General features: G+C 47.4%; 20 protein-coding genes. 2 read left to right on the forward strand and 18 right to left on the reverse strand.

The annotated features are described in order from the left end of the window. Positions 1–174: 174 nt before the first annotated feature. On the forward strand, positions 175–843 hold the full coding sequence (locus ACOJUO_RS11280) for a YdcF family protein (RefSeq protein WP_422139828.1): 669 nt from the start codon (positions 175–177) through the stop codon (positions 841–843). Positions 844–889: 46 nt separating this feature from the next. Here the strand turns inward: ACOJUO_RS11280 and ACOJUO_RS11285 are convergent, their stop codons facing one another. Next, the gene (locus ACOJUO_RS11285) at positions 890–2,293 is read right to left on the reverse strand and encodes a class II fumarate hydratase (protein ID WP_422137068.1); all 1,404 of its coding nucleotides are present in this window, start codon (positions 2,291–2,293) and stop codon (positions 890–892) included. A gap of 277 nt (positions 2,294–2,570) precedes the next feature. On the opposite strand from ACOJUO_RS11285, the gene ACOJUO_RS11290 reads away from it, so the two are divergent. Further along, positions 2,571–3,410, forward strand: a complete 840-nt coding sequence (locus tag ACOJUO_RS11290) for an isopenicillin N synthase family dioxygenase (protein WP_422136802.1) — start codon at positions 2,571–2,573, stop codon at positions 3,408–3,410. Between the two features lie 79 nt (positions 3,411–3,489). Here the strand turns inward: ACOJUO_RS11290 and lnt are convergent, their stop codons facing one another. From lnt to ACOJUO_RS11375, 17 genes are all read right to left on the reverse strand, one after another. After that, on the reverse strand, positions 3,490–5,034 hold the full coding sequence (gene lnt, locus ACOJUO_RS11295) for an apolipoprotein N-acyltransferase (protein WP_422139829.1): 1,545 nt from the start codon (positions 5,032–5,034) through the stop codon (positions 3,490–3,492). Between the two features lie 106 nt (positions 5,035–5,140). Further along, entirely contained in the window at positions 5,141–5,980 is an 840-nt protein-coding gene (locus ACOJUO_RS11300) for an HlyC/CorC family transporter (RefSeq protein WP_422136804.1), read from the reverse strand. A 61-nt stretch (positions 5,981–6,041) separates the two neighbouring features. Continuing rightward, positions 6,042–6,521, reverse strand: a complete 480-nt coding sequence (gene ybeY, locus ACOJUO_RS11305; RefSeq protein WP_422136805.1) for an rRNA maturation RNase YbeY — start codon at positions 6,519–6,521, stop codon at positions 6,042–6,044. Then, positions 6,521–7,543, reverse strand: a complete 1,023-nt coding sequence (locus ACOJUO_RS11310; protein ID WP_422136806.1) for a PhoH family protein — start codon at positions 7,541–7,543, stop codon at positions 6,521–6,523. Before ACOJUO_RS11310 ends, ybeY begins: the two co-directional genes overlap by 1 nt. 199 nt (positions 7,544–7,742) lie before the next feature. Then, entirely contained in the window at positions 7,743–8,480 is a 738-nt protein-coding gene (dapB, locus tag ACOJUO_RS11315; RefSeq protein WP_422136807.1) for a 4-hydroxy-tetrahydrodipicolinate reductase, read from the reverse strand. Between the two features lie 312 nt (positions 8,481–8,792). Further along, a complete protein-coding gene (locus ACOJUO_RS11320) occupies positions 8,793–9,236 on the reverse strand; it encodes a helix-turn-helix domain-containing protein (RefSeq protein ID WP_422136808.1) in 444 nt (147 codons plus the stop codon). Between the two features lie 56 nt (positions 9,237–9,292). Beyond that, positions 9,293–9,547 carry a type II toxin-antitoxin system HigB family toxin gene (locus tag ACOJUO_RS11325; RefSeq protein ID WP_422136809.1) on the reverse strand — a complete coding sequence of 85 codons (255 nt, stop codon included), beginning with the start codon at positions 9,545–9,547 and terminating at the stop codon, positions 9,293–9,295. 236 nt (positions 9,548–9,783) lie between these two features. Next, positions 9,784–10,236 (reverse strand): AAA family ATPase, encoded by a 453-nt coding sequence (locus ACOJUO_RS11330; RefSeq protein WP_422136810.1) that lies wholly within the window; start codon positions 10,234–10,236, stop codon positions 9,784–9,786. Continuing rightward, entirely contained in the window at positions 10,208–10,315 is a 108-nt protein-coding gene (locus ACOJUO_RS11335) for an AAA family ATPase (protein WP_422136811.1), read from the reverse strand. The genes ACOJUO_RS11330 and ACOJUO_RS11335 overlap by 29 nt, the downstream gene beginning before the upstream one ends. Before the next feature lie 552 nt (positions 10,316–10,867). Continuing rightward, complete coding sequence (locus tag ACOJUO_RS11340; protein WP_422139830.1) at positions 10,868–11,254, reverse strand: hypothetical protein; 387 nt, start codon at positions 11,252–11,254, stop codon at positions 10,868–10,870. 442 nt (positions 11,255–11,696) lie between these two features. After that, positions 11,697–11,879, reverse strand: coding sequence for a hypothetical protein (locus ACOJUO_RS11345; RefSeq protein ID WP_422139831.1), 183 nt, complete (start codon positions 11,877–11,879; stop codon positions 11,697–11,699). A gap of 121 nt (positions 11,880–12,000) precedes the next feature. Continuing rightward, the gene (locus tag ACOJUO_RS11350) at positions 12,001–12,243 is read right to left on the reverse strand and encodes a hypothetical protein (protein ID WP_422139832.1); all 243 of its coding nucleotides are present in this window, start codon (positions 12,241–12,243) and stop codon (positions 12,001–12,003) included. Positions 12,244–12,342: 99 nt separating this feature from the next. Next, entirely contained in the window at positions 12,343–13,698 is a 1,356-nt protein-coding gene (gene miaB, locus ACOJUO_RS11355) for a tRNA (N6-isopentenyl adenosine(37)-C2)-methylthiotransferase MiaB (RefSeq protein ID WP_422140067.1), read from the reverse strand. 279 nt (positions 13,699–13,977) lie between these two features. Continuing rightward, positions 13,978–15,153: a hypothetical protein gene (locus ACOJUO_RS11360; protein ID WP_422139833.1), complete on the reverse strand. Its 1,176-nt coding sequence runs from the start codon at positions 15,151–15,153 to the stop codon at positions 13,978–13,980. A 180-nt stretch (positions 15,154–15,333) separates the two neighbouring features. Beyond that, positions 15,334–16,653: a TolC family outer membrane protein gene (locus ACOJUO_RS11365; RefSeq protein ID WP_422136814.1), complete on the reverse strand. Its 1,320-nt coding sequence runs from the start codon at positions 16,651–16,653 to the stop codon at positions 15,334–15,336. 43 nt (positions 16,654–16,696) lie between these two features. Beyond that, the gene (locus ACOJUO_RS11370) at positions 16,697–18,022 is read right to left on the reverse strand and encodes an HlyD family type I secretion periplasmic adaptor subunit (protein WP_422139834.1); all 1,326 of its coding nucleotides are present in this window, start codon (positions 18,020–18,022) and stop codon (positions 16,697–16,699) included. After that, positions 18,019–20,202: a type I secretion system permease/ATPase gene (locus ACOJUO_RS11375; protein WP_422139835.1), complete on the reverse strand. Its 2,184-nt coding sequence runs from the start codon at positions 20,200–20,202 to the stop codon at positions 18,019–18,021. Before ACOJUO_RS11375 ends, ACOJUO_RS11370 begins: the two co-directional genes overlap by 4 nt. Positions 20,203–20,263 lie beyond the last annotated feature (61 nt).

Raw genomic sequence — 20,263 nt, forward strand, 5'->3', positions numbered from 1 at the left:
TCAGGTTGAATGCCTGAATCAGATCATTCTGACAGGCTCTTGAACGGTTAAGCTTTTTTCTCAGTAACGATGTTATATTGTTGGTGAATTACAGTAGCTGATTGGGGTGAGAGGCTGACAGCTTCCCCCCTTTAATATTTTATGGATGCTGATTTTGGGAATGATCTTTAAAACATGATCTTTAAAACAACAATGGGCTTGCTGGCGTGGTTGGCCCTGATTTTTCTCTATCTGCTTTCGGTTGCCCCTATTGCCAATCTTCTCGCCAGGGGGCTGGAGATATATCCTCCTGTTGATAGGAGTCTTTGTAAAAAAGCCGATGCCATGGTGCTGCTGGGAGGGGGAAGGCCGAGAAGCTCTGCTGAACTGGAGGGTTATCAGCCGACCCCTCTGTCACTTGAGCGTATTCGTTATACCGCCTTGTTGCACCGGGAGTGTGAAGTCCCCATTCTGGCCACTGGCGGTGGGAAGCGACCTGAGTCGGAAATGATGGCCAGGGTTCTGAAGAATGACTATAACGTTGATGTCTCATGGAAAGAAACTCAGAGCACGACAACCCGGCAAAATGCCCGGAACAGTAAAAAGCTGCTGGGTAATGAGCTGGCAGGTAAAGAGCAGATAACGGTTGTCCTGATTACTCACGCCTGGCATATGCCCCGGGCAGTGTTGAGTTTTGAAAGGGCTGGCTTCAAAGTGATTCCGGCACCCACAGCATTCAACTCGAAAGAGATCACCTGGCAGAAAGGGGCCAACTGGATCCCGAGGGTTCGCAATCTCAGGCTCAGTGAACTGGCCCTGAATGAATATCTGGGCTTAATCTGGTATCGGCTGACCATTCGTTAAGGGTGTCGAAAACGGGTTTTTGTGACGCCCTCTTTAGCAAGCCGGGCTATTTGACAATGCCGCCTTTGGTGGCCCGTCCAGGGTCCAGAATCTTCTTCAATGCCTCTTCCGACATACCGGTTTTTTCTTTAGCAACTTCGATGACCGGACGTTTCTCACGATAAGCCTGCTTGGCAATTTCAGCCGCCTTCATATAGCCAATCAATGGGTTCAGGGCTGTCACCAGTACCGGATTGCGCCTCAGCGTTTCCTTGATATGAGCTTCCCTGACAGTAAAGTCGGCTATAGCCTTGTCGGCGAGAATCAGGCTGCTATTGGTGGCCAGAGTAATGCTATTGATCAGGTTGTTGGCGATCAGTGGCAGCATGACATTGAGCTGAAAATTGCCAGACTGGGCGGCAATCGCGATGGCTGAGTCCAGCCCCATGATCTGGGCGGCTGCCATGGTAACCGATTCGGAGATAACCGGATTCACCTTACCCGGCATGATACTGGAGCCAGGCTGCAGGGTAGGCAGTTCAATTTCACCAAGCCCTGCCAAAGGTCCACTGTTCATCAGGCGCAGGTCATTGGCGATCTTCATCAGTGACACCGCCACACTGCGAAGGTCTGAGGACAGTTCAAGCGCTGTGGCCGGCAGGCTCTGGGCTGCAAAGAAGTTATTAGCAGGCTTGAAAAGCAAACCGGTATCCTGACTCAGTTGTTTGCTGACTTTTGTTGCAAAGTCGTGATGAGTGTTGGTTCCGGTGCCAACAGCGGTGCCACCCAGAGTGAGTTGATAGAGACGCTCAAGAGTCTGCCTGATTCGTTGTTGGTCATTATTGATCAGTGCTATCCAGCCACTGATTTCCTGACCAAAGGTTACGGGCATGGCATCCATCATATGGGTTCTGCCTGTTTTTACGGTATTCTCAAGCTCTAACCGACGCTTTTTCATCACTTCCAGAAGATGATTCAAAGCGGGCAGCAGGTGATTATGAATCAACAAGGCAGACGATACGTGAATAGCAGAAGGAATGACGTCGTTGCTGCTTTGTCCCATATTGACGTGATCATTGGGCGAGATTTTTAATCCTGAAGTACGATTGACCAGATTACTGATCACTTCGTTCACATTCATATTACTGCTTGTTCCGGACCCGGTCTGGTAGACATCGATAGGAAACTGATCCGCATATTTTCCTTCAATAAGAGTATCTGCAGCTTCGATAATGGCCAGGGCATTCTCTTCAGCCAGTAACTCAAGTGACTGATTGGTTCGGGCTGCGGCTTTTTTGATGCGGATAATGGCTTCTATGAAAGGATGAGGCAATGGCTGCCCACTGACAGGAAAGTTCTCAACTGCCCGCTGGGTCTGGGCACCATAGAGGGCGTCCCTGGGAACAGTCACTTCTCCCAGGCTATCGCGTTCAATTCGCACCCCGGTTGGGCGTTCTGCAGAGCTGTACATGGCTGTCGACTGTCCCATTAGTAGTGCCAGAGTCAAATGTCGCCAGGTTTTTTGCTTGAGGTTGGTGTTTGTCATTGAATCGAAACCCTATCCAGTCCGGAATTCGAATGTGAACGCCAATATCATAGACCCTTATAGCCTATTGGCGGCTATTGAGAATAAAAAATCAATTTTTTGTATGAAGCCGGTTTAATGCTTTTAATACCGCATAAAGCTTGTTCTTTTCTTGAACTGAACGATAAAATCTCGCCACTTTTACTGACCGGATATCAGGATAATGGACGTTAAGGTAGTTGATTATAAGGCCACAGATGCAGCTCAAAAATTTGTTGAATCACTCCGCGAAACCGGCTTTGCGGTTTTAACCAACCACCCTTTGAGTCAGAATCTGGTTCAGTCAATTTACGATAACTGGTTGAACTTCTTTAATTCTCCCGCCAGACAGGATTTTCTGTTTGATCCTGAAAAGCAGGACGGCTATTTTCCACCAGAGGTTTCTGAAGTGGCCAAAGGGCATGAGAAGAAAGATATTAAAGAGTATTACCATATTTACCCCTGGGGCCGGATTCCTGCTGAACTGAAATCAGAAATTACAGATTATTATGAAAAAGCTTCTGATCTGGCGGGTGAGTTGCTGGGATGGGTTGAAAGTAATGCGCCTTGTGAGGTAGCAGAAGGCTTTTCCGAGCCGCTTCCACATATGATTGAAGACACGCCAAATACCTTGCTCAGGGTACTTCACTATCCTCCGTTCACTGGCGAAGAAGAGCCGGGAGCCATTCGCGCAGCAGCCCATGAAGATATCAATCTGCTGACCATTCTGCCAGCAGCCAGTGAGCCCGGCCTGCAGGTCAGATTGAAAGATGGCAGCTGGGTCGATGTTCCTTCAAAGTTCGGCTACCTGATCATCAACACCGGGGATATGTTGCAGGAAGCTTCCGGCGGTTATTTCCCTTCCACCAGTCACAGGGTGATCAACCCGACTGGTGGTAAGGGTGAGAAATCCAGAATGTCCCTGCCTCTGTTCTTGCATCCACGCAGTGAGGTGGTCTTGTCTGAGCGTCATACTCAGCGTAGTTACCTGGTGGAACGACTGAAAGAACTGGGCGTGGTTTGATTTTTTATCAAAGGATGGCCGAATTAAAAAGGGTGACTCAAAGCCACCCTTTTTAATTCAGATAACAGACAGCCGATCCTTACTTCTGTGAATCAGAGACAGATCTTCTTGCGCTGAGAACTGCCACAATAATCATTATCAAACTCAAGAATAAAACAGGCCAGGACCCCAGTAACATGAAAGGAGTGTTGCCTGTCATGACTTTAGCGGTGCCTCTCAGTACTCCGGGTTTGAAACGTTCGATGCTTTCAACCATCTGACCTTTATCGTTTATCAGGGCAGTGATACCGTCGTTGGTCGCGCGAATCATGTATCGACCGGTCTCCAGTGAGCGCATAAGGGCCATCTGGAAATGTTGCTCGGGGCCGATAGACTTGCCAAACCAGGTGTCATTACTGATGGTTATTAACAACCCACTGTCTTTTGCCTGCCGGGCAGCAAAGTCGGGGTAAACCACCTCATAACAAATATAAGTGGTTATCACAGTGTTGGGGACTCGCAGTTTTTCCTGACCACCAGGCCCCGGGCTGAATGCCGACATAGGCAGGTCAAAAAAGCTGATCAGCCCGCGCAGGAGTGAATCAAGAGGAACATACTCCCCAAAGGGAACCAGCTTCTGCTTGTAATAGCGACCTTCTCCCAGACCCATGGCGATTATGCCGTTGTAATACTTTTCGTCGAACAAAGATTTTGTGTCCTCAGATCGCTCATCAATAGGTAAGCCGAGAATCAGGGCGCTGTTGTGTTCAGCTGCTTTACGATTGAGCTGACTGAGCACCGATCTGGCCTGACTGTAGTAAAGAGGCATGGCATTTTCAGGCCAGATGATCAGCTCCTGATCCCACTCGTCTTCAGAAAGTCCATAGAAAGTATTCAGTGTTTTCTCAACATAGCCGGGGTCCCATTTCAGGAGCTGGGGGATATTCCCCTGAACAGCGCTGAAGCTTATCTCCCCCACGGGGTGAGTCCACTGTAATTTACCCAGTGGAACCGATGCAACCCAGAACACCAGGGTGATTGACAGGGCGATCAAAGATGGGTTCCGATGGGCTCGATCAGTGACCAGTGTCGCAGTAATCAGGGCTGCAGTCGAAGCCATGAGCAGAGTCAATCCAAAAACACCTACGACAGGTGCCCAGGATTGAACAGGGGTGTCGAGCAGTGAGTAACCCTCAAGAAGCCAGGGGAAGCCAGTGAGTAGCCAGCTACGAACCCATTCAAACAGTGTCCATAATCCGGCGAAAATCAGAGCTTGTTGCCAGGGAGCCTGAATATTGAATCGATGCCTGAGTTTTGCATAAAGATAGAAAAGCGGCATGACCATCAGGGCAGCCATCATAATAACGAACAGAGCGGTTAACAGAGCTGCCAGAGGGACTGAGGCAGCACCAAAGTTATGGATGCTGACATAAATCCATGAAGTCCCTGTACCGAAAAGGCCCAGCCCAAACAGAAAGCCTCGGACAGTGGTCGTCTTTACTGTTTCTGTGCGGGTATAAGCAAAGCCTGCTGCTGTAGCAACGATCAGGACAGGCCAGATGTTAAAGGGACTGAAACCCAGTGGAAACAAACTTCCAGCCAACAGTGTGGCAAGGTGACCAAAGTAGAGCGTTTTTTTGTTCATAAATGGAATTCGGAAAAGTCAGTTTCCTCAGCGGTGACTGGCTGGAGAACCGTCGGACTGAAACCAGTCACACCGTGAGTCCTCCCCGCCAGTTTGCCTGATTTTGCTAGACGGGGCTAACTCGCAACAGTCGAATTCGGCGGCCGTCAGAATTCAGAACATCAAATCGGAAACCGTTAATTTCCACGAACTCATTCCGTTTGGGCATATGTCCGAACTCCTGCAGGACAATCCCCCCAATGGTATCGAACTCTTCGTCGCTGAAGCTGGATTCAAAGTGCTCGTTGAAGTCTTCTATAGGGGTCAGGGCTTTGACGATAAAAGTACGGGCCTGTTCCTCAACCGGTTTGATGAAGCTGTCCTCTTCAACATCGTGCTCGTCTTCTATATCCCCGACAATTTGTTCGAGAACGTCTTCGATCGTGACCAGACCGGCTACACCACCAAATTCATCAATGACTATGGCCATGTGATTACGGTTGGTTCGGAACTCTTTCAGGAGCACATTCAGACGTTTGCTTTCAGGAATGAAAGTGGCAGGACGAAGGTGGTCCTTGATATTGAATTTACCATTCTGGAGAATCAGCGGCAGAAGATCCTTGGCCAGAAGAATGCCGATAATCTCGTCTTTGGTATCGCCGATGACGGGAAAGCGGGAGTGGGCTGATTCGATCACCCTGGACAGGAAGTCCCGAGGCTCCTGGTCTTCATCAACACAGACCATCTGGGAGCGTGGGATCATGATTTCCCTGACCTGCATGTCAGCCACCTGAACAGCGCCCTCAATAATACTGAGAGCTTCATCGTCAATAATGCCCCTGAGTCCGGCATCATTGAGTAGAGTCAGTAGCTCACTCCGGTTCTGAGGGTCCTGAGCGAACAGAGCCGTCAGTTTGTCTTTCCATGTCGGGGCGGGCGAGTCGCCCGGCGCAGTGTCGTCGTTCATTACCTTGTATTACCGTGAAGGCCTTCTCATGGCATCATCTGCATGATTCGGCCAGCCTCTCCTATGATGATGATCCGCCCTTTTCAGACTGGTACGGATCAGGAAAACCAAGGCTTTGGAGAATCGCTGTTTCCAGAGATTCCATCGCCTCGGCTTCGTCTTCTTCGATATGGTCATAACCCAGCAAGTGCAGTGTGCCATGAACCATCATATGAGCCCAGTGTGCCTGAAGGGTTTTTTCCTGTTCCCTGGCCTCACGTTCAACCACAGGTGAACAGACAACCAGATCGCCCAAAAGCGGCAGGTTGAGTTCTTCCGGCAGGTCAGAGGGAAAAGACAGAACGTTGGTGGGACCGTCTTTTTGGCGCCATTGCCGGTTGAGTTCTGCACCTTCCTCACTGTCAACAATACGCAGACTGATTTCGGCTTCTTCGCGATGATTGCCAACTGCTGCAGCTGCCCATTTGTGCAGATCCGATTGCGAGGGTATTTCGGAACTCCCGCTGGCTATCTGTACGTCGACATGGACGTCTGCAGACATTACTGAACCCCTGCAACAGATTTGTTCTGACTTAACTGATCAAAGCGATCGTAAGCCCGCACAATTCTCTGGACAATCGGGTGACGGACAACGTCCTTGGCGTTAAACCAGTTGAAGCCAATACCGTCGACACCTTTGAGAACATCAATGGCATGAGCCAGACCAGAGCGGGTGCCCCTGGGCAGGTCGACCTGGGTAATGTCACCGGTAATGACGGCGGTTGAGCCAAAACCGATGCGGGTCAGGAACATTTTCATCTGTTCCGGCGTCGTGTTCTGGGCTTCATCAAGGATGATGTAAGAGTTATTAAGAGTACGGCCACGCATGTAAGCGAGAGGGGCAACCTCGATCACATTTTTCTCGATCAGTTTGTCGACTCGCTCAAAGCCCAGCATTTCATAGAGTGCATCGTAGAGAGGACGCAAATAAGGATCGATTTTTTGAGACAGGTCACCCGGAAGAAAGCCCAGCTTTTCACCGGCTTCCACAGCGGGCCTTACCAGCAGGATTCGACGGATTTCCTCTTCTTCCAGAGCCTGAACGGCAGCAGCAACAGCCAGATAGGTTTTACCGGTGCCAGCCGGGCCAATACCAAAGTTGATATCGTGAGTAAGAATGGAACGAACATATTTCTGCTGGTTTTCACCTCTTGGAGTGACTGTGCCCTTGCGGGTGCGCAGAGTGATCAGATTGTCGGATCTGGCTTCGTGGACCCATTCAACAGCTGACTCCTGAAGATAGAGGTGCACTGTCTCAGCCGTCAGGTGTTCTGTTTTTCCGGTCTCCCGGTATAGACGCTTGAGTATCTCCGAAGCAGCCTGGGCACTCCGATCCTCACCCCTGATCGTGAACTGGTTGCCACGATAACGGATATCAACGCCAAGGCGCTGTTCTATCTGTTTCAGGTGCTGATTGAATTGTCCGCAGAGCTCTGCGAATCGATGGGGATCGTCCGGTTCGAGAAGAAACTGACAGGTTATACCTGCACTTTTTGTCGGTGTTGCCTGGATCTGGGTATTCAAGTCGAGAATTCAGCTCTTACTGCGATTTATATTGGTTAAGCATATACTGCAGTCCGATTCTTGCCGTATTTTATTCGCTATGAGTGTATTTTGCTGTGCACTCGCAGCGGGCAAAAATGAGTGAATCAGACTGCTGAAAAATAGGATTTTACCGTAGGTTTTAACAATGTCATCTGTTTAATCCATTCATTCTCTGCGATCAGAGAATATGTTCCAGCCCGTATACCAGTTCAGCCTTGTCGTGGATGTACTCACTGGCCATAAGAATGCCTGGCATGTAGCTTGTTCGTTCAATGGAATCATGACGGATGGTCAGGTACTGACCAGTGTCGCCCAGAATCACTTCCTGAGAGGCTACAAAGCCTGGCATACGGACTGCGTGAAGCTTTATTCCCCTGTAATCACCACCCCGCGAGCCTTCAATGTTGGCAACCTGATCATGGGTACCAATATTGAACTTCTCGCGCTCTTCGCTCATCAGTTCGGCTGTTTTTACTGCGGTACCCGATGGGAAGTCTACTTTTTGCTGGTGATGGTACTCAATGATTTCGGCGTATTCATAATAACGGGCGGCCTGCCTGGCAAACTGCTGCATCAGCACGTTACCCACGATGAAATTAGGTGCAATAAAGCAGCCTTTGCCGGTTTCCCTGACCCAGCTCCGAATGCTCTCCAGGTCTTCAGGCGTAAAGCCGGTTGTACCGACTACCGCTGAAGCACCAGAGAACAGAGTGTTCTTCACAGTTTCCATACGAATTTCCGGACGGGTAAAGTCAACGACAATATCGGCGTCGTTGTTTTTCACTTCCGCTGCCAGGTCATCGCCCAGGTCGATGGATGCGGCCAGTTCCAGACGGCTGTGTTTTTGGACAAACTCAACCACTGTCTGTCCCATTTTGCCTTTGGCTCCGTTCACAGCGATTCTCAAAACTGACATGGTGTGCTCCGTGGTAATTGTCTGATGTTATGGGAAATGCCAACTAACGGGTTTTGGCATGCAGGTGAGTGACGACACTGTAACGGATCAGGTGGAGCTGTCAATGGTCGACCAGCGAACCTGCGAGAAAAGAAAATAGGGCGACATCTATTCTGACACAGAGGGGAAGGCAGCCAGAGAAAAAGCCATTTCCTACAAACCGTACTGAGTGGCTGTCAAATCCGGGCTTGTTCAACAACCGGATAAGATTGCGGCTACGCGCAATCTATCCATATTCGTTAGGTGCTGGAGCTAATTATATTGGGAGTGGTCTCAATCATCTAGAAACATAGATCTAGGAACATTAAATCTATCACTTAATCTATCTATGTGATGTAATTTAAGCGTTGCTTTTCCTGAAATTATTCTTGATACATATGGTTGCTTACCAATTTCAGGTAAATCATATTGTGATAGATTGTTTACCTCCATCAAATGTAATAGAAAATCTATTCCTCTGGCTTCAGGCAATGCTTGAAGATTCTTGTCTTCCCACATTTTCATGAAATGATAAATAAAATCAACTTCTTTATCAGTACCCTTTTTTGAGTCAAGTTCCTCTATTAAATCACAAGCTTTGTTGTAATCTGCTTCTGATGATAGAGGCAAAGAAAATCCGAAGCTCGTTTTAGCTTCATGAGATACTGACGCTACAAACTCTCTCATTTGTTCATATATAGTCATCGTATTCTCTCTATTTTCAAGTGCTACTAACATTGTCAATTCACTTTTTGCATGTTTTGGTGGGAGCTCAAGCTTCCGCACTAGCTATATCATCTATACTCATTCGTAAATTTTTCATACTCTTTATGAGTCCCAACAAATTTCACAAAAACTCTACCCGATCTGAAATTAATTCCGAGTACAGTTCGATATTTGTTACCACCAATATTAATAACCCACCAATCTTCCACGTACTTGAATCTATCTAAGCTTGGGAACAGGTTCTTAAGCTCTTGAGAGTTGTTTGGTTTACACTTCATACTGTCAAGCAACCTGTACGTTCTCAAGATAGGTTCACGATCCATTGGAAACCGAACAGCAAGGTCATCGAATGGTTTTCGCTTTATTACATGCAAAAAATCCAATCTCCCATAATCTATGATAGACAAATGATTCCTGCCAAGAATGATGGCTCACAGGAATCGTACTGTCAATTTCATGAGAAGTTTCAGAGGTGGTGGCACCTAACGCTCGGCTCATCGGCGAGTGAAGCGAGTCCGTTGGAGGCCGCAGGCCGGAACGAAATGCAGCCGCTTGTTAGCTACACATTATTCACGATAAATTCTGCCCGTTTCTTGGTAGAACATTTTGGCACTTCCACTAAGTCATAACCGAATTTGTAGTAGGCTTCAACCATGTGTTCGTACGTAGCTACAGCCTCGTTGAAATCTTGTTTTCGTTCCAGATCATTAGTGAATATTGATTCCCAAGGTGGGAACAAAAAAACCGATTTACGATAGCTAATCTCAATGCAATATCTGAGCAACATATTTGATACTGGCAACTGCTCCAGCGTACTATACCCGTAACAATCAATCACACATCGATCAAAGAAAACTGTGTCTTTGATCATTCTATATCTCTCATAATTTATGATCTCCTCTCTCACCATTTCGTCACGAAATGCCACTTTGTTACACCATGGTAACGCGAGACCTTGAGACTCTACTTGCTTCTTAATTACTTCACGACCGACTTCGGGGGGCACACTCATACCCGAGTTCTTTCAAGTGATTAATAACAGATGTTTTACCTGAACCTGGACCGCCAGTAAAAACAATTAGATTTTCCAAATGAACCTCCTGTCGCGCCTAACATTGTGTCAAGGTGCTGCCCAAGCTTGCTATAATTTGAGCGAAGCGAAATCAGCAAGCGTGGGTAGTCACTCTTAAACGCTTTGATGAACCAAGCCGCTAACGCGGTAAAAAAACTCTCAATATTGTCTAATAATTCCTGATACCACATCAATTCTGATGTGTCTGAATAACAGGAATACTGAACATGAATTCAACCGAAAAAACAGTTCGAAGAACTTTGCCAAAAACACCTGACCAATAGAAAAGGGCTTAAATTCACTCAACAGAGGAGAGCCAGCACAATCTGAATACATAATTTCACGACAATGCTCAATTAATGGCTGGGGCGGGGGCACGCTTAGCTTAACAAAAGTCAAAACCAACCTACATCAGCTATGAAGGCAGCCAGAGAAAAAGCTATTTCCTACAAACCATACTGAGTGGCTGTCAAATCCGGGCTTGTTCAACAACCGGATAAGATTGCGGCTGTGCACAATCTATCCTTATTCGTTATGAATCATCCGAACTTTAACTTAAAATTTAGAATTACTAATCATCGTCATCGTCGCAACCAAATCCGATATACCCTGTGATGTCCCAACTATCCCTATTTTTATAGATAGTACGACGATCCCAACCTATAAAACCAACCTCATTCCAACTACTAGCATTTTCATAAATAACATTTTTGAAAACGCTAATATAACCTGTCACTTTTTCTTGATGTGGGGTTTCGTAGAAGATTTTTGAAAAAATACTATAACCCAAGTTATTTGTTAGCTCAAAAGCAAACTTTTGTAGCATGTCAACGTAAACATTTTTATGTGATTTATCAGAAATCTTGTAGATGGTTTGGTTATCTAAACCAATGTAACCAATGGCCGTCCAGCTGTTGGAACTCTTATATACTAGACATGAAGCGTGCCCTAAATTCAAGATGCCTGTAATAAAAAGGGCGCATATAAAGCTCTTGATAAATTAAACTCCTTATATCCGGTACTAATGATTAGTATTCATGCGCTAAAGCCAACTCATAATGAAAGCATGTTACGTGCAATTAACCAAACTCAATAAATGATAGATATGTATGCGAAATCTCTCAATTTCTTGATAATCATGCTTTTCAGGAGCAAAGGCCTACATTTGAACCAACCATGCCGCACGAGATTATAGTTGTATTTTGAGCACATAACGAGCCTGTAGAAAAATCCAAAAACAAAGCCGTATAACTTGCGGCTCCTGTTATTAGCGAGTGCTGATCTTCAGGCTCCCGGTTAATTTATAATTTTTCCGCTGTGGCTTATTTCTTGATGTGGTTGACGATGATGGTGAGAGTGTCTTCTATTTTGTCGAAGCGTTCATGAGTCTCTTGTTTGAACTATTCGAAACGTTTGTCTTGCTGGTCAAAACGTTTGTCTTGCTGATCAAAACGTTTGTTTATCTGAGCGAACCCTTGGTGCATTTCAGCACGGGTTTTACTGGCGTAGCTGACAATCTCCGTCAGGGTGTCCCGAATAGGGTCAAGCTCGGTTTCGGGCGGCTGTTCAGCGTTTAAGCTCATGCTTTACTCCTCTATCAAATGAATGAGAAAAATAGCATAGCAGACTTTGAGAGAGGGTACAGAGAGCGTCGGTCTCGATAGCTCTGGGTAGTTATGTGTTAACTCCCAAAGCTTACAAAACTTAGCAAAATCGTCGTAAACTCTCGCCCAATCGAGGGTGTCGCAAAACTCCAACAGCTCGTTCCCATGCACTGAGTTCGTCATTCCCGCGAAGGCGGGAATCCAGCGCCAACGGTGGATCTCTGCCTTCTCGGGGATGACAAGGCCAGGGGAGCACCGGGCAGTATGGTTCTGGTGGTGAGTCAGTGTGGATTCCCGCCTTCGCGGGAATGACGAGAATGAAATCGGGAATGACGAGAATCAAGTTGGGAATGACGGGGGTGAAGGCGGGAAGCAGAGTTTTGCGACAGCCTCGACAGGGCGGGGAACATTCACCTTGAGACCAGCCACTCTGTTCGAAGGGTCAGGCAACAACACCCAGTTCAGAATCAATCAGGCTGCCACGCAAACTGTGAGGGAACGCCTCAACAATCTCAACCTCGGCAAATCGACCAATCAGGCGAGGTTCGGCACACTTGAAGTTAACCACACGATTGCACTCTGTCCGGCCACTCAGTTCGCCCGGGTCTTTTTTGGAGTAACCCGTTACCAGAATTTTCTGGGTGCTGCCTACCAGACGACGACTGATTTGCATGGTCTGTTGATTGATTCGCTCCTGCAGAATTTTCAGTCGCTGCTTTTTGGTGGACTCAGGAACGTCGTCGGGCATGTCGGATGCCGGGGTTCCGGGGCGTTTACTATAGATGAAGCTGAAAGAGGCATCGAAACCGATCTCGTTGATCAGGTTCATGGTGTCTTCAAAATCTTCATCGGTTTCACCCGGGAAGCCCACGATAAAGTCTGAAGAGAGACTCAGGTCAGGGCGGTGTTCACGCAACTGGCGAATCTTGTCCCGGTACATCTCAACTTCGTGGTTACGTTTCATCAGGGAGAGAATTCGGTCAGATCCGGCTTGCACAGGAAGGTGCAGGTGGCTGACAAGCTCCGGTACCTGAGCGTAAACATCGATCAGGCTATGGGAGAACTCTTTCGGGTGAGACGTGGTGAAACGAATTCGGTCAATGCCGTCTATCGCAGCGACTATGGTGATCAGCTCAGCCAGATCACAAACAGTACCATCGTCTTTTTCGCCACGATAAGCATTTACATTCTGCCCCAGCAGATTGATTTCCCGAACCCCTTTCTCAGCCAGACCGGCACACTCGGCAATTACGTCATCCATGGGGCGGCTGACTTCTTCACCACGGGTGTAAGGAACAATGCAGAAAGTACAGTATTTGCTGCACCCTTCCATGATGGAAACGAAGGCCGTTGGTCCTTCTACAGAAGGCTCTGGCAGCCGGTCAAACTTTTCAATTTCCGGGAAGGTGACATCGACCACAGGGATATGGTTGCTCTGGGTGGCATCGATCATCTCTGGCAGGCGGTGCAGGGTTTGTGGTCCGAATACTACGTCTACCTGGGGCGCACGCTTGCGGATAGCTTCCCCTTCCTGGCTGGCCACGCAGCCTCCGACACCGATCACCAGGTCGGGATTGGCTTCTTTCAGTTTTTTCCAGCGACCCAGTTGATGGAACAGCTTTTCCTGGGCTTTTTCCCTCACAGAGCAGGTGTTAACCAACACAACATCGGCTTCTTCCGGATTGTCTGTTAACTCCAGAGTATGGGTTTCTCCGAGCAGGTCAGCCATTCGAGCTGAGTCGTACTCGTTCATCTGGCAACCGTGGGTTTTGATATAAAGCTTTTTTGTTGCGCTCATACTTTTGCTTTCTGGGTTCACATTCTTTTCGCTCAGGGCTGTTTGTTTGCTCAGGGCTGTTTTGGTTATTTCAGACGCCAAAGCCGGATTCCTGTCTGCTGTATAATGGTCTGAGACCCTGAAGCTGTCATGTTCAGGCCTCAGGTGACTCAGAATAGCAAAATCAGCGATCACTGATCTGGCTGGTGAAAAAGTCGCCATTATAACGGCAGTCGACCCCGTAAGGTAGTGAGCAATATTTCTGACCCTCCATACAGAGACTACGTGATAACCATTCGGCTATAGTTCGTCTTTCAAGCCTGTTTTGGGGGTGTAGACAGGCATCAGTGTCATTTTTACAACCCCGGTTTTCATGACGACATAACTTTGCACGTCGGTTCTTTGCAGACGAACGGTATCCAGGAGATCATCGGCATTCATTCTGCCCAAGGCATCATAGAATTCGGTCTCTTCCGATGAGAAGCGATTATTGAGCGTATCGAGAGCACTCTTGATATGGCCTATTTCAGGATAACTGGCGCTGGCCAGCTGTATTCCAATGGCTACAGCCTTGCTGAGGATTTTGCCGATCAGTCTGAAGGGGATTTCCCAGTCATTTTCCATCAGAGTCAGCTGTACGGAGTCTGCATTCATCCAGATAATCAGTTCTGTTTTGCCTTTGTTGACGCCTTTTTCTTTTGCCCAGGGGATTTCAATCGTATCCTCACGAATGGGCTGGTCGCCATTGTAGTAGGTCAGATGCATGTAGATTTCAGGCTTGGTGAAATACTCGCCGACCCGTTCCAGGTTGAGCTCCAGAAGATAATCACGTTCAGGCAGGCGCTCTGTGGCAGTGGTGTTGGGGTCGACAATGGGTTTCGTATGCATGACCGGAGTACTGAGTCGGGCAGGGCGATGAACCAGCAGGATGACATCTTTATCCAGGTCATCGACATTCTTAGTGGTGAAGTCGCAGTGTTTATCCCGGCAGGATGAAGAGCTGGTGACTTCCGCTTTGCGGGGCTGATCCCGCTCCTTTGGTAACAGGAAGCCAATATAGGGGCTATCGGTGTCTTGTACCTTGCGGTAACGCAGTTTCATCAGCGACTCTTTGTTTCGCTTACCAAAGTGGAAACAGTCTGCCACCCTATCGAGTTCTTCTATCTGCTGACTAATATCTTCCTGAATGGTTTTGGGCACTTCCGGATAATTTTTTTGAATGATTTCAGGGATGCTTTGCAGGGCAAGATCCCCTGCTTCATCTAATTGCGAGGGGTTGGTGGCCTCTTTACGAATATGATCCAGGTGTTTCCAGGGTTTAAGGGTTTCGATGAAGCGCTGTTTCATATCAATCAATCTTTGCTGCTTCTCTTTCAGGCCAAGAGCGTCAATGTCGGAACACTCTTTGTCGGCAAAAGCAGGAGGGATAAAAAGAGACAGGAGTATGGGTATAAGCAGTGGGAGTCGTGTATTCATGAGGAGCCTTAGGAGATGTTAAGGAATGAACAGGCAAGATATTGGAAGGAAAGCGGAGCACATATTTTAATTAGATACGATTGTCGAATCTGTCAAATTCCGCTGTGGAATATCGGAATCAGTCGCTAACACCTGTTGTATTTCATCCCAAGTGAGCCCTGGGTGGTACACGCTCCTTGCTTATGGAGTCGTCTTCTTTGGCCCTTTTTGCAACAGTGGCCGTATAGTATTGATTCGCATTGCACCCAGGATATTGCTTATGCTCGCAAGAACACGGTATTGGGCATAAACGTACTGATAATCAGCAGCGAGGTATTGCTTGCGCGCTTCAAACAGCTCGTTCTGAGTATCAAGCAAATCCAATAACGTACGATGGCCAGCCTTAAATTGCGCCAGATATAACTCCGTACTCTCTCTGGATTGCTCTACATAATCGTGTAAATGGACGCGTGATTGCTTTAGTGTCACGAAAGCGTCCCAAGATGATTCTGCATTGGCCTGAACCTCGCGATACACCTTATTCGAACGCATCCGGGAGGCTTCCTCCCGATAGAGAGCCCGACGATAACGGGAGCTGCTTTGTCCCCCGGAGTAGAGGTTCCAGTTCATTTCTACAAGCAGTCGCGATTCATCTTCCCGACCATCAAAACCAGACACATTATCTTTCCAACTACGATCTGCAACTAAGTCAAAGCTGGGATAGTTTTCAGATTGAACACCTTTCACATCAGCTGTTGAAGCATTCACATCGAGTCTGCTGGCGATGAGTAGCTGATTATTCTGAAGTGCTAATTTAATGGCTCGATCCTGGCTTTCAGGTAAATAAGACTGATCGACCTCCGGACGGATAAAGTCACCGGGATAGTCACCAGTGAGTTGCTTGTATAAAGTTTCAGCATCAGCCAGGTTGTTACGGGCAGCTAGTATATTGGCTCTGACTCTGGCAATACGTCCTTTGATTTGCGTAAGATCAGATTTATCCGATATGCCTTGTCGCTTGCGTGCAGCGACCATATCGTAAGTTTCGAGATGTTGCTCCAGGTTTTCTTGCGACAAACGCAGTACCTCTTGAGCATTCATTACATGGGTATAAACCTGCGCCACCTGTAAAGCGAGTGATTCAGCTTGTGCTAGTGTCTGATGATAATGAGCCTGCATGTTGAAGTCAGCGCGCGAGTATTCACTGGTATTGGCAAAACCACGAAATAGCGGGATTGATAATTTCAGCCTGGCCTGCTTGCGAGTTTGATTGGTTTCTCCAACATTAGCTCTATCCTGATCTTCTCGCCCACTATCAGCTCTTAAATCAAGACTGGGTAGAAACCTTCCCTGGGCAATGTCGAGTTCAGCCTGCGATGCAAAGTAAGACTGTAAGGTTACAGCCATATCCGGGTTGGTCTGTATGGCATCATTAATCGTTTGCTCAAGGCTTTGTGCCCAATTCGTGTTGCACCAAAGCATACCAAGCACTGTTAGTGTGGTGCGTAATACAGGCTTCATTGTCATCAGCTCCAATATAAACACATAATCGCCACTGCAATTATCACTTTAAAGCTCTCAATAGTGGCTTCATGATGTACTGCAATACACTGCGTTCTGCCACGCTGATGTCGACAGTTGCCTGCATGCCAGGAATGACATTCAGGTGGCTGTAACCCTCGCCAAAGTAAGCTTTTTCGACTCTTACTTTTACGATGTAAAAACTATCGCCATGGGGGTCAGTAATGGAATCTGCGGAAATGGTCTGTACTCTGCCATCCAGCCCACCGTAAACAGCAAAATCAAACGCCGAAATTTTCACTTTTGCATGCTGGCCGTGCTGCACAAAACCAATATCTTTAGGCTTTACCTTAGCCTCAACCAATAGCTCATCATCTACTGGCACAATATCGATAAGCTCAGCCCCTGGTTTTGCGACACCACCAATGGTTGTGACATACAATTTTTGAATTACCCCATCAACCGGCGAATGCAGCTCGGTGTTTTGAACACTTGCCTCGTTGACGGTTTTTTTACCACGTGCAATACCAAGACGAGTTCGCACTTCGGATAGCTGTTCCTGAGCTTCCGCCCGGAAGCCCGACAGAGTACTGCCTTCTTCTTTCTCAAGACGCTGAATCTCTGCTTGCAGCTTTGGGATCTGGTTGTTTGTTTTATTAACCTCTGATTGTGCCTGACTGAGCCTTTGTTTAACGTCAATCACAACAGACTCAGATACTGCACCCATTTTAAGTAGAGGCTCGTTCATTTTGAGCTGCTGCTGGATCAAATCAACCTGTCGCTGCTGATCTTCCACCTGCTGTTGAGCTGAGACAAGTTCCTGGCGAGCCTTGCTTGTTTTCAGATGGATGTCATCAAGCTGCATATGAAGCTCATCCTGTCTCACCTTATAGAGCTTTAACTGTGTATCTATAAAAGTGTTATGGGTAGCAATTTGTTCAGGGGTAAATTCTGGGTGAGTACCAGCAACTTCTGCTGCAAGGCGCGTTTCTTTTGCAAGTAACGATGAAGTCTCCACGACCGACTGTGTCAATGACCCGCTCGCTACCGTTGGATCAAGTTCCATGAGCAGCTCACCCTGCATGACCGACTGCCCTTCAATGACGTGGATTGCTTTAATAGTACCGCCTTCGAGGTTTTGAATGACCTGTGTACGGCTAATGGGGGTCGCTTTGCCCTGGCCGCGAACGATTTCATTGATGTTGGCAAAATAGGCCCAAACGAGCAAAAACAACACCATCACAAATACTATCCAAAGCGTCACTCTGGCTGCAGACGGTGTTCGCATTAACTCACCTTGAGAGGCGTCAGTGATAAAATCGAGATCGGCCTGAGTGAATGCTTTGCCTTTTAACCGTGATAAACTCATACAGCCCTCATCCGGCCGGGAGATTGACTCGCAAGCTGATCAAGAATTTTTCGCTTTTCTCCTTTCATCAGTATCTCGCCATCATCCATAACCGCGATGGAATCAAGTAAACTCAATATGGCAAGCCGTTGTGTAAAAACAATGATGGTTTTATCAGGTGCCAGTCGATTCAGGCGCTGTATCAGTTTTCTTTCCGAGTCTTGATCAAGGGCACTGGTGGGCTCGTCAAAGATCAGAATCTTAGGATCCCGGAGCAAAGCGCGAGCAAGTGCCACACACTGTCGTTGACCTCCGGAGAGCATTCTCCCCTGCTCGCCGCACTCTCGGTTCAAGCCGTCCGGGTGCGTCCCGGTAAATTCGATGACGCCTGCCATCTCTGCGGCTTTAAGAATCTGCGCATCGGTAGCATAAGGTGTACCCGTGGCGATATTATCGCGTATCGTTCCAGAAAACAGGGTCGGCAGTTGCTCAACTGAGCCTATCATCTTGCGCAGGTCACTTGGATCAAGTTGACGAATATCAATACCGTCGAGCTTAATGACACCTTCGGTAGGCGTATAAAGTCCCATTAAGAGCCGAAGCAAAGTGGTTTTTCCGCAACCAATGCGACCAATTACCGCCAATCGACTTCCCGCAGGAATATTAATGGACACTCTTTTGATAACAGGAACAGTTTGCTCAGGAAAGGTTAACGAAACATTTTCAAGCTGATAATGACCGTCAGTAAGGTCGCACTGAAGGTACTGTTTTTCATCTTCCCGTTCGACAGGCATTGCCATAATACCGGCAATACCCTTGTAAGCTACTTTGGTTTGCCCCCATCGTGCGATTAAGCCTGCAACATGGGTCATTGGAGAAATTACACGCCCTGTTAACATACTGGCCGCAATCAACCCACCCATGGTCAGATCATGGTTTGCAATTTTATACACACCAACAATGAGTACGGCAACCGTCGACATTTGCTGGATAAAGCCAGACGTACTCGTACCAAAGGTTGAATAAAGCCGGGAGCGATTGCTCCAGTACGAAGCTTCGCCAATATTCTGTTCCCACTTTCGCTGATTTAACCCCTCCATTCGATTACTCTTAACGGTTTCCAGGCCATTAAGGGTTTCAATCAGCAACCCATTCTTTACCGAGGATGCACCATAGCTATGAGAGATAGCCTCATCAACTGGTCGACGGATCAACAGTGTAATGACCAAAATAATAAAAATTGAAACCATCGGGACAATAACGAGGTAGCCACTAAATATATAAATTGCGATCAGGAAAATAATGACAAAAGGTATATCAACCAATGTGCTAAGTGTTGCAGAGGTAATAAAATCCCGAATACTCTCAAATTCACTCACCATTCTGGCAAATGAACCCACTGACCTGGGTCGGTGTTCTAATTTCAAAGCCTGAACATGAGCAAAAATTCTGGATGAAAGAATGACATCCGACTTTCTCCCTGCAACATCCAGGAAAAAGGTCCGAATCAATTTAAGCAAAAGATCGAAGAAAAAAATAATGGCGACGCCAATTGAAAATGCCCACAAGGTATCAAAAGCTGAGTCAGGGACGACCCGGTCATAGATATTTCGGACATAAAAGGGGGTGGCGAGTACAAATAAACTAATAACAACAGAGGCAATGATCACATCACGATAAATTGGGAAAGACAGTCGCAAGGTGTCCCAAAACCAATGTTTGCCCGCCTCACCGGTTATCAGGCGGCGGCCTTTATCAAATTTATACTCACGCTTAATAAAAAAACAGAACCCTGTGTACAGCAGACGCAGCTCATCAAGGTGCATTTCAGCCTTGCCCAGACCTGCTTCCGGGCGAATAATTGTGGCTTCGTCAGCTGTAATGTCGAGCTTGGTCAGCACGCAGGCATTGCCATTGTGAAGCAACAAAATAGCTGGCAAGACTTCGGGAAGTATTGTGTCGAGTTCACGATTCAATAAGCGCGCAGACAAACTGGCTCGTTCAGCCGCCAGTGGTAACAGAGCAAGGGTGAGTTTATTCTCAATCAAAGGCAAGCCTGCACTTAAGGCAGTCGCCGTACTTGGTTTATCATACAACTTAGTCACGATAACCAGGCTATCGAGCAAGGCATCAAAGTGTGTCCGCTCGGGAGATCCTGTATCCCATCGATCAGTGGCTTCAGTGTTGCTCTGATCTGTCATCTATTCTCCCAAACATTGAGTTTTGGAACGGTTCTTGTCTGCGTTTGCACCGATTGTCAGT

The organism is Endozoicomonas sp. ALC020 (assembly GCF_049275935.1).
GTDB lineage: Bacteria > Pseudomonadota > Gammaproteobacteria > Pseudomonadales > Endozoicomonadaceae > Endozoicomonas_A.

Excerpts from the sequence above, each read along its gene's own strand:
- ACOJUO_RS11325 (WP_422136809.1), bottom strand. The coding sequence starts at position 9,547 with ATGGATCGTGAACCTATCTTGAGAACGTACAGGTTGCTTGACAGTATG.
- miaB (WP_422140067.1), bottom strand. The coding sequence starts at position 13,698 with ATGAGCGCAACAAAAAAGCTTTATATCAAAACCCACGGTTGCCAGATG.
- ACOJUO_RS11285 (WP_422137068.1), bottom strand. The coding sequence starts at position 2,293 with ATGTACAGCTCTGCAGAACGCCCAACCGGGGTGCGAATTGAACGCGAT.
- ACOJUO_RS11345 (WP_422139831.1), bottom strand. The coding sequence starts at position 11,879 with ATGAGCTTAAACGCTGAACAGCCGCCCGAAACCGAGCTTGACCCTATT.
- ybeY (WP_422136805.1), bottom strand. The coding sequence starts at position 6,521 with ATGTCTGCAGACGTCCATGTCGACGTACAGATAGCCAGCGGGAGTTCC.
- ACOJUO_RS11290 (WP_422136802.1), top strand. The coding sequence starts at position 2,571 with ATGGACGTTAAGGTAGTTGATTATAAGGCCACAGATGCAGCTCAAAAA.
- ACOJUO_RS11365 (WP_422136814.1), bottom strand. The coding sequence starts at position 16,653 with ATGAAGCCTGTATTACGCACCACACTAACAGTGCTTGGTATGCTTTGG.
- ACOJUO_RS11360 (WP_422139833.1), bottom strand. The coding sequence starts at position 15,153 with ATGAATACACGACTCCCACTGCTTATACCCATACTCCTGTCTCTTTTT.
- ACOJUO_RS11280 (WP_422139828.1), top strand. The coding sequence starts at position 175 with ATGATCTTTAAAACAACAATGGGCTTGCTGGCGTGGTTGGCCCTGATT.
- ACOJUO_RS11370 (WP_422139834.1), bottom strand. The coding sequence starts at position 18,022 with ATGAGTTTATCACGGTTAAAAGGCAAAGCATTCACTCAGGCCGATCTC.
- ACOJUO_RS11300 (WP_422136804.1), bottom strand. The coding sequence starts at position 5,980 with ATGAACGACGACACTGCGCCGGGCGACTCGCCCGCCCCGACATGGAAA.
- ACOJUO_RS11375 (WP_422139835.1), bottom strand. The coding sequence starts at position 20,202 with ATGACAGATCAGAGCAACACTGAAGCCACTGATCGATGGGATACAGGA.
- ACOJUO_RS11320 (WP_422136808.1), bottom strand. The coding sequence starts at position 9,236 with ATGTTAGTAGCACTTGAAAATAGAGAGAATACGATGACTATATATGAA.
- lnt (WP_422139829.1), bottom strand. The coding sequence starts at position 5,034 with ATGAACAAAAAAACGCTCTACTTTGGTCACCTTGCCACACTGTTGGCT.
- dapB (WP_422136807.1), bottom strand. The coding sequence starts at position 8,480 with ATGTCAGTTTTGAGAATCGCTGTGAACGGAGCCAAAGGCAAAATGGGA.
- ACOJUO_RS11330 (WP_422136810.1), bottom strand. The coding sequence starts at position 10,236 with ATGAGTGTGCCCCCCGAAGTCGGTCGTGAAGTAATTAAGAAGCAAGTA.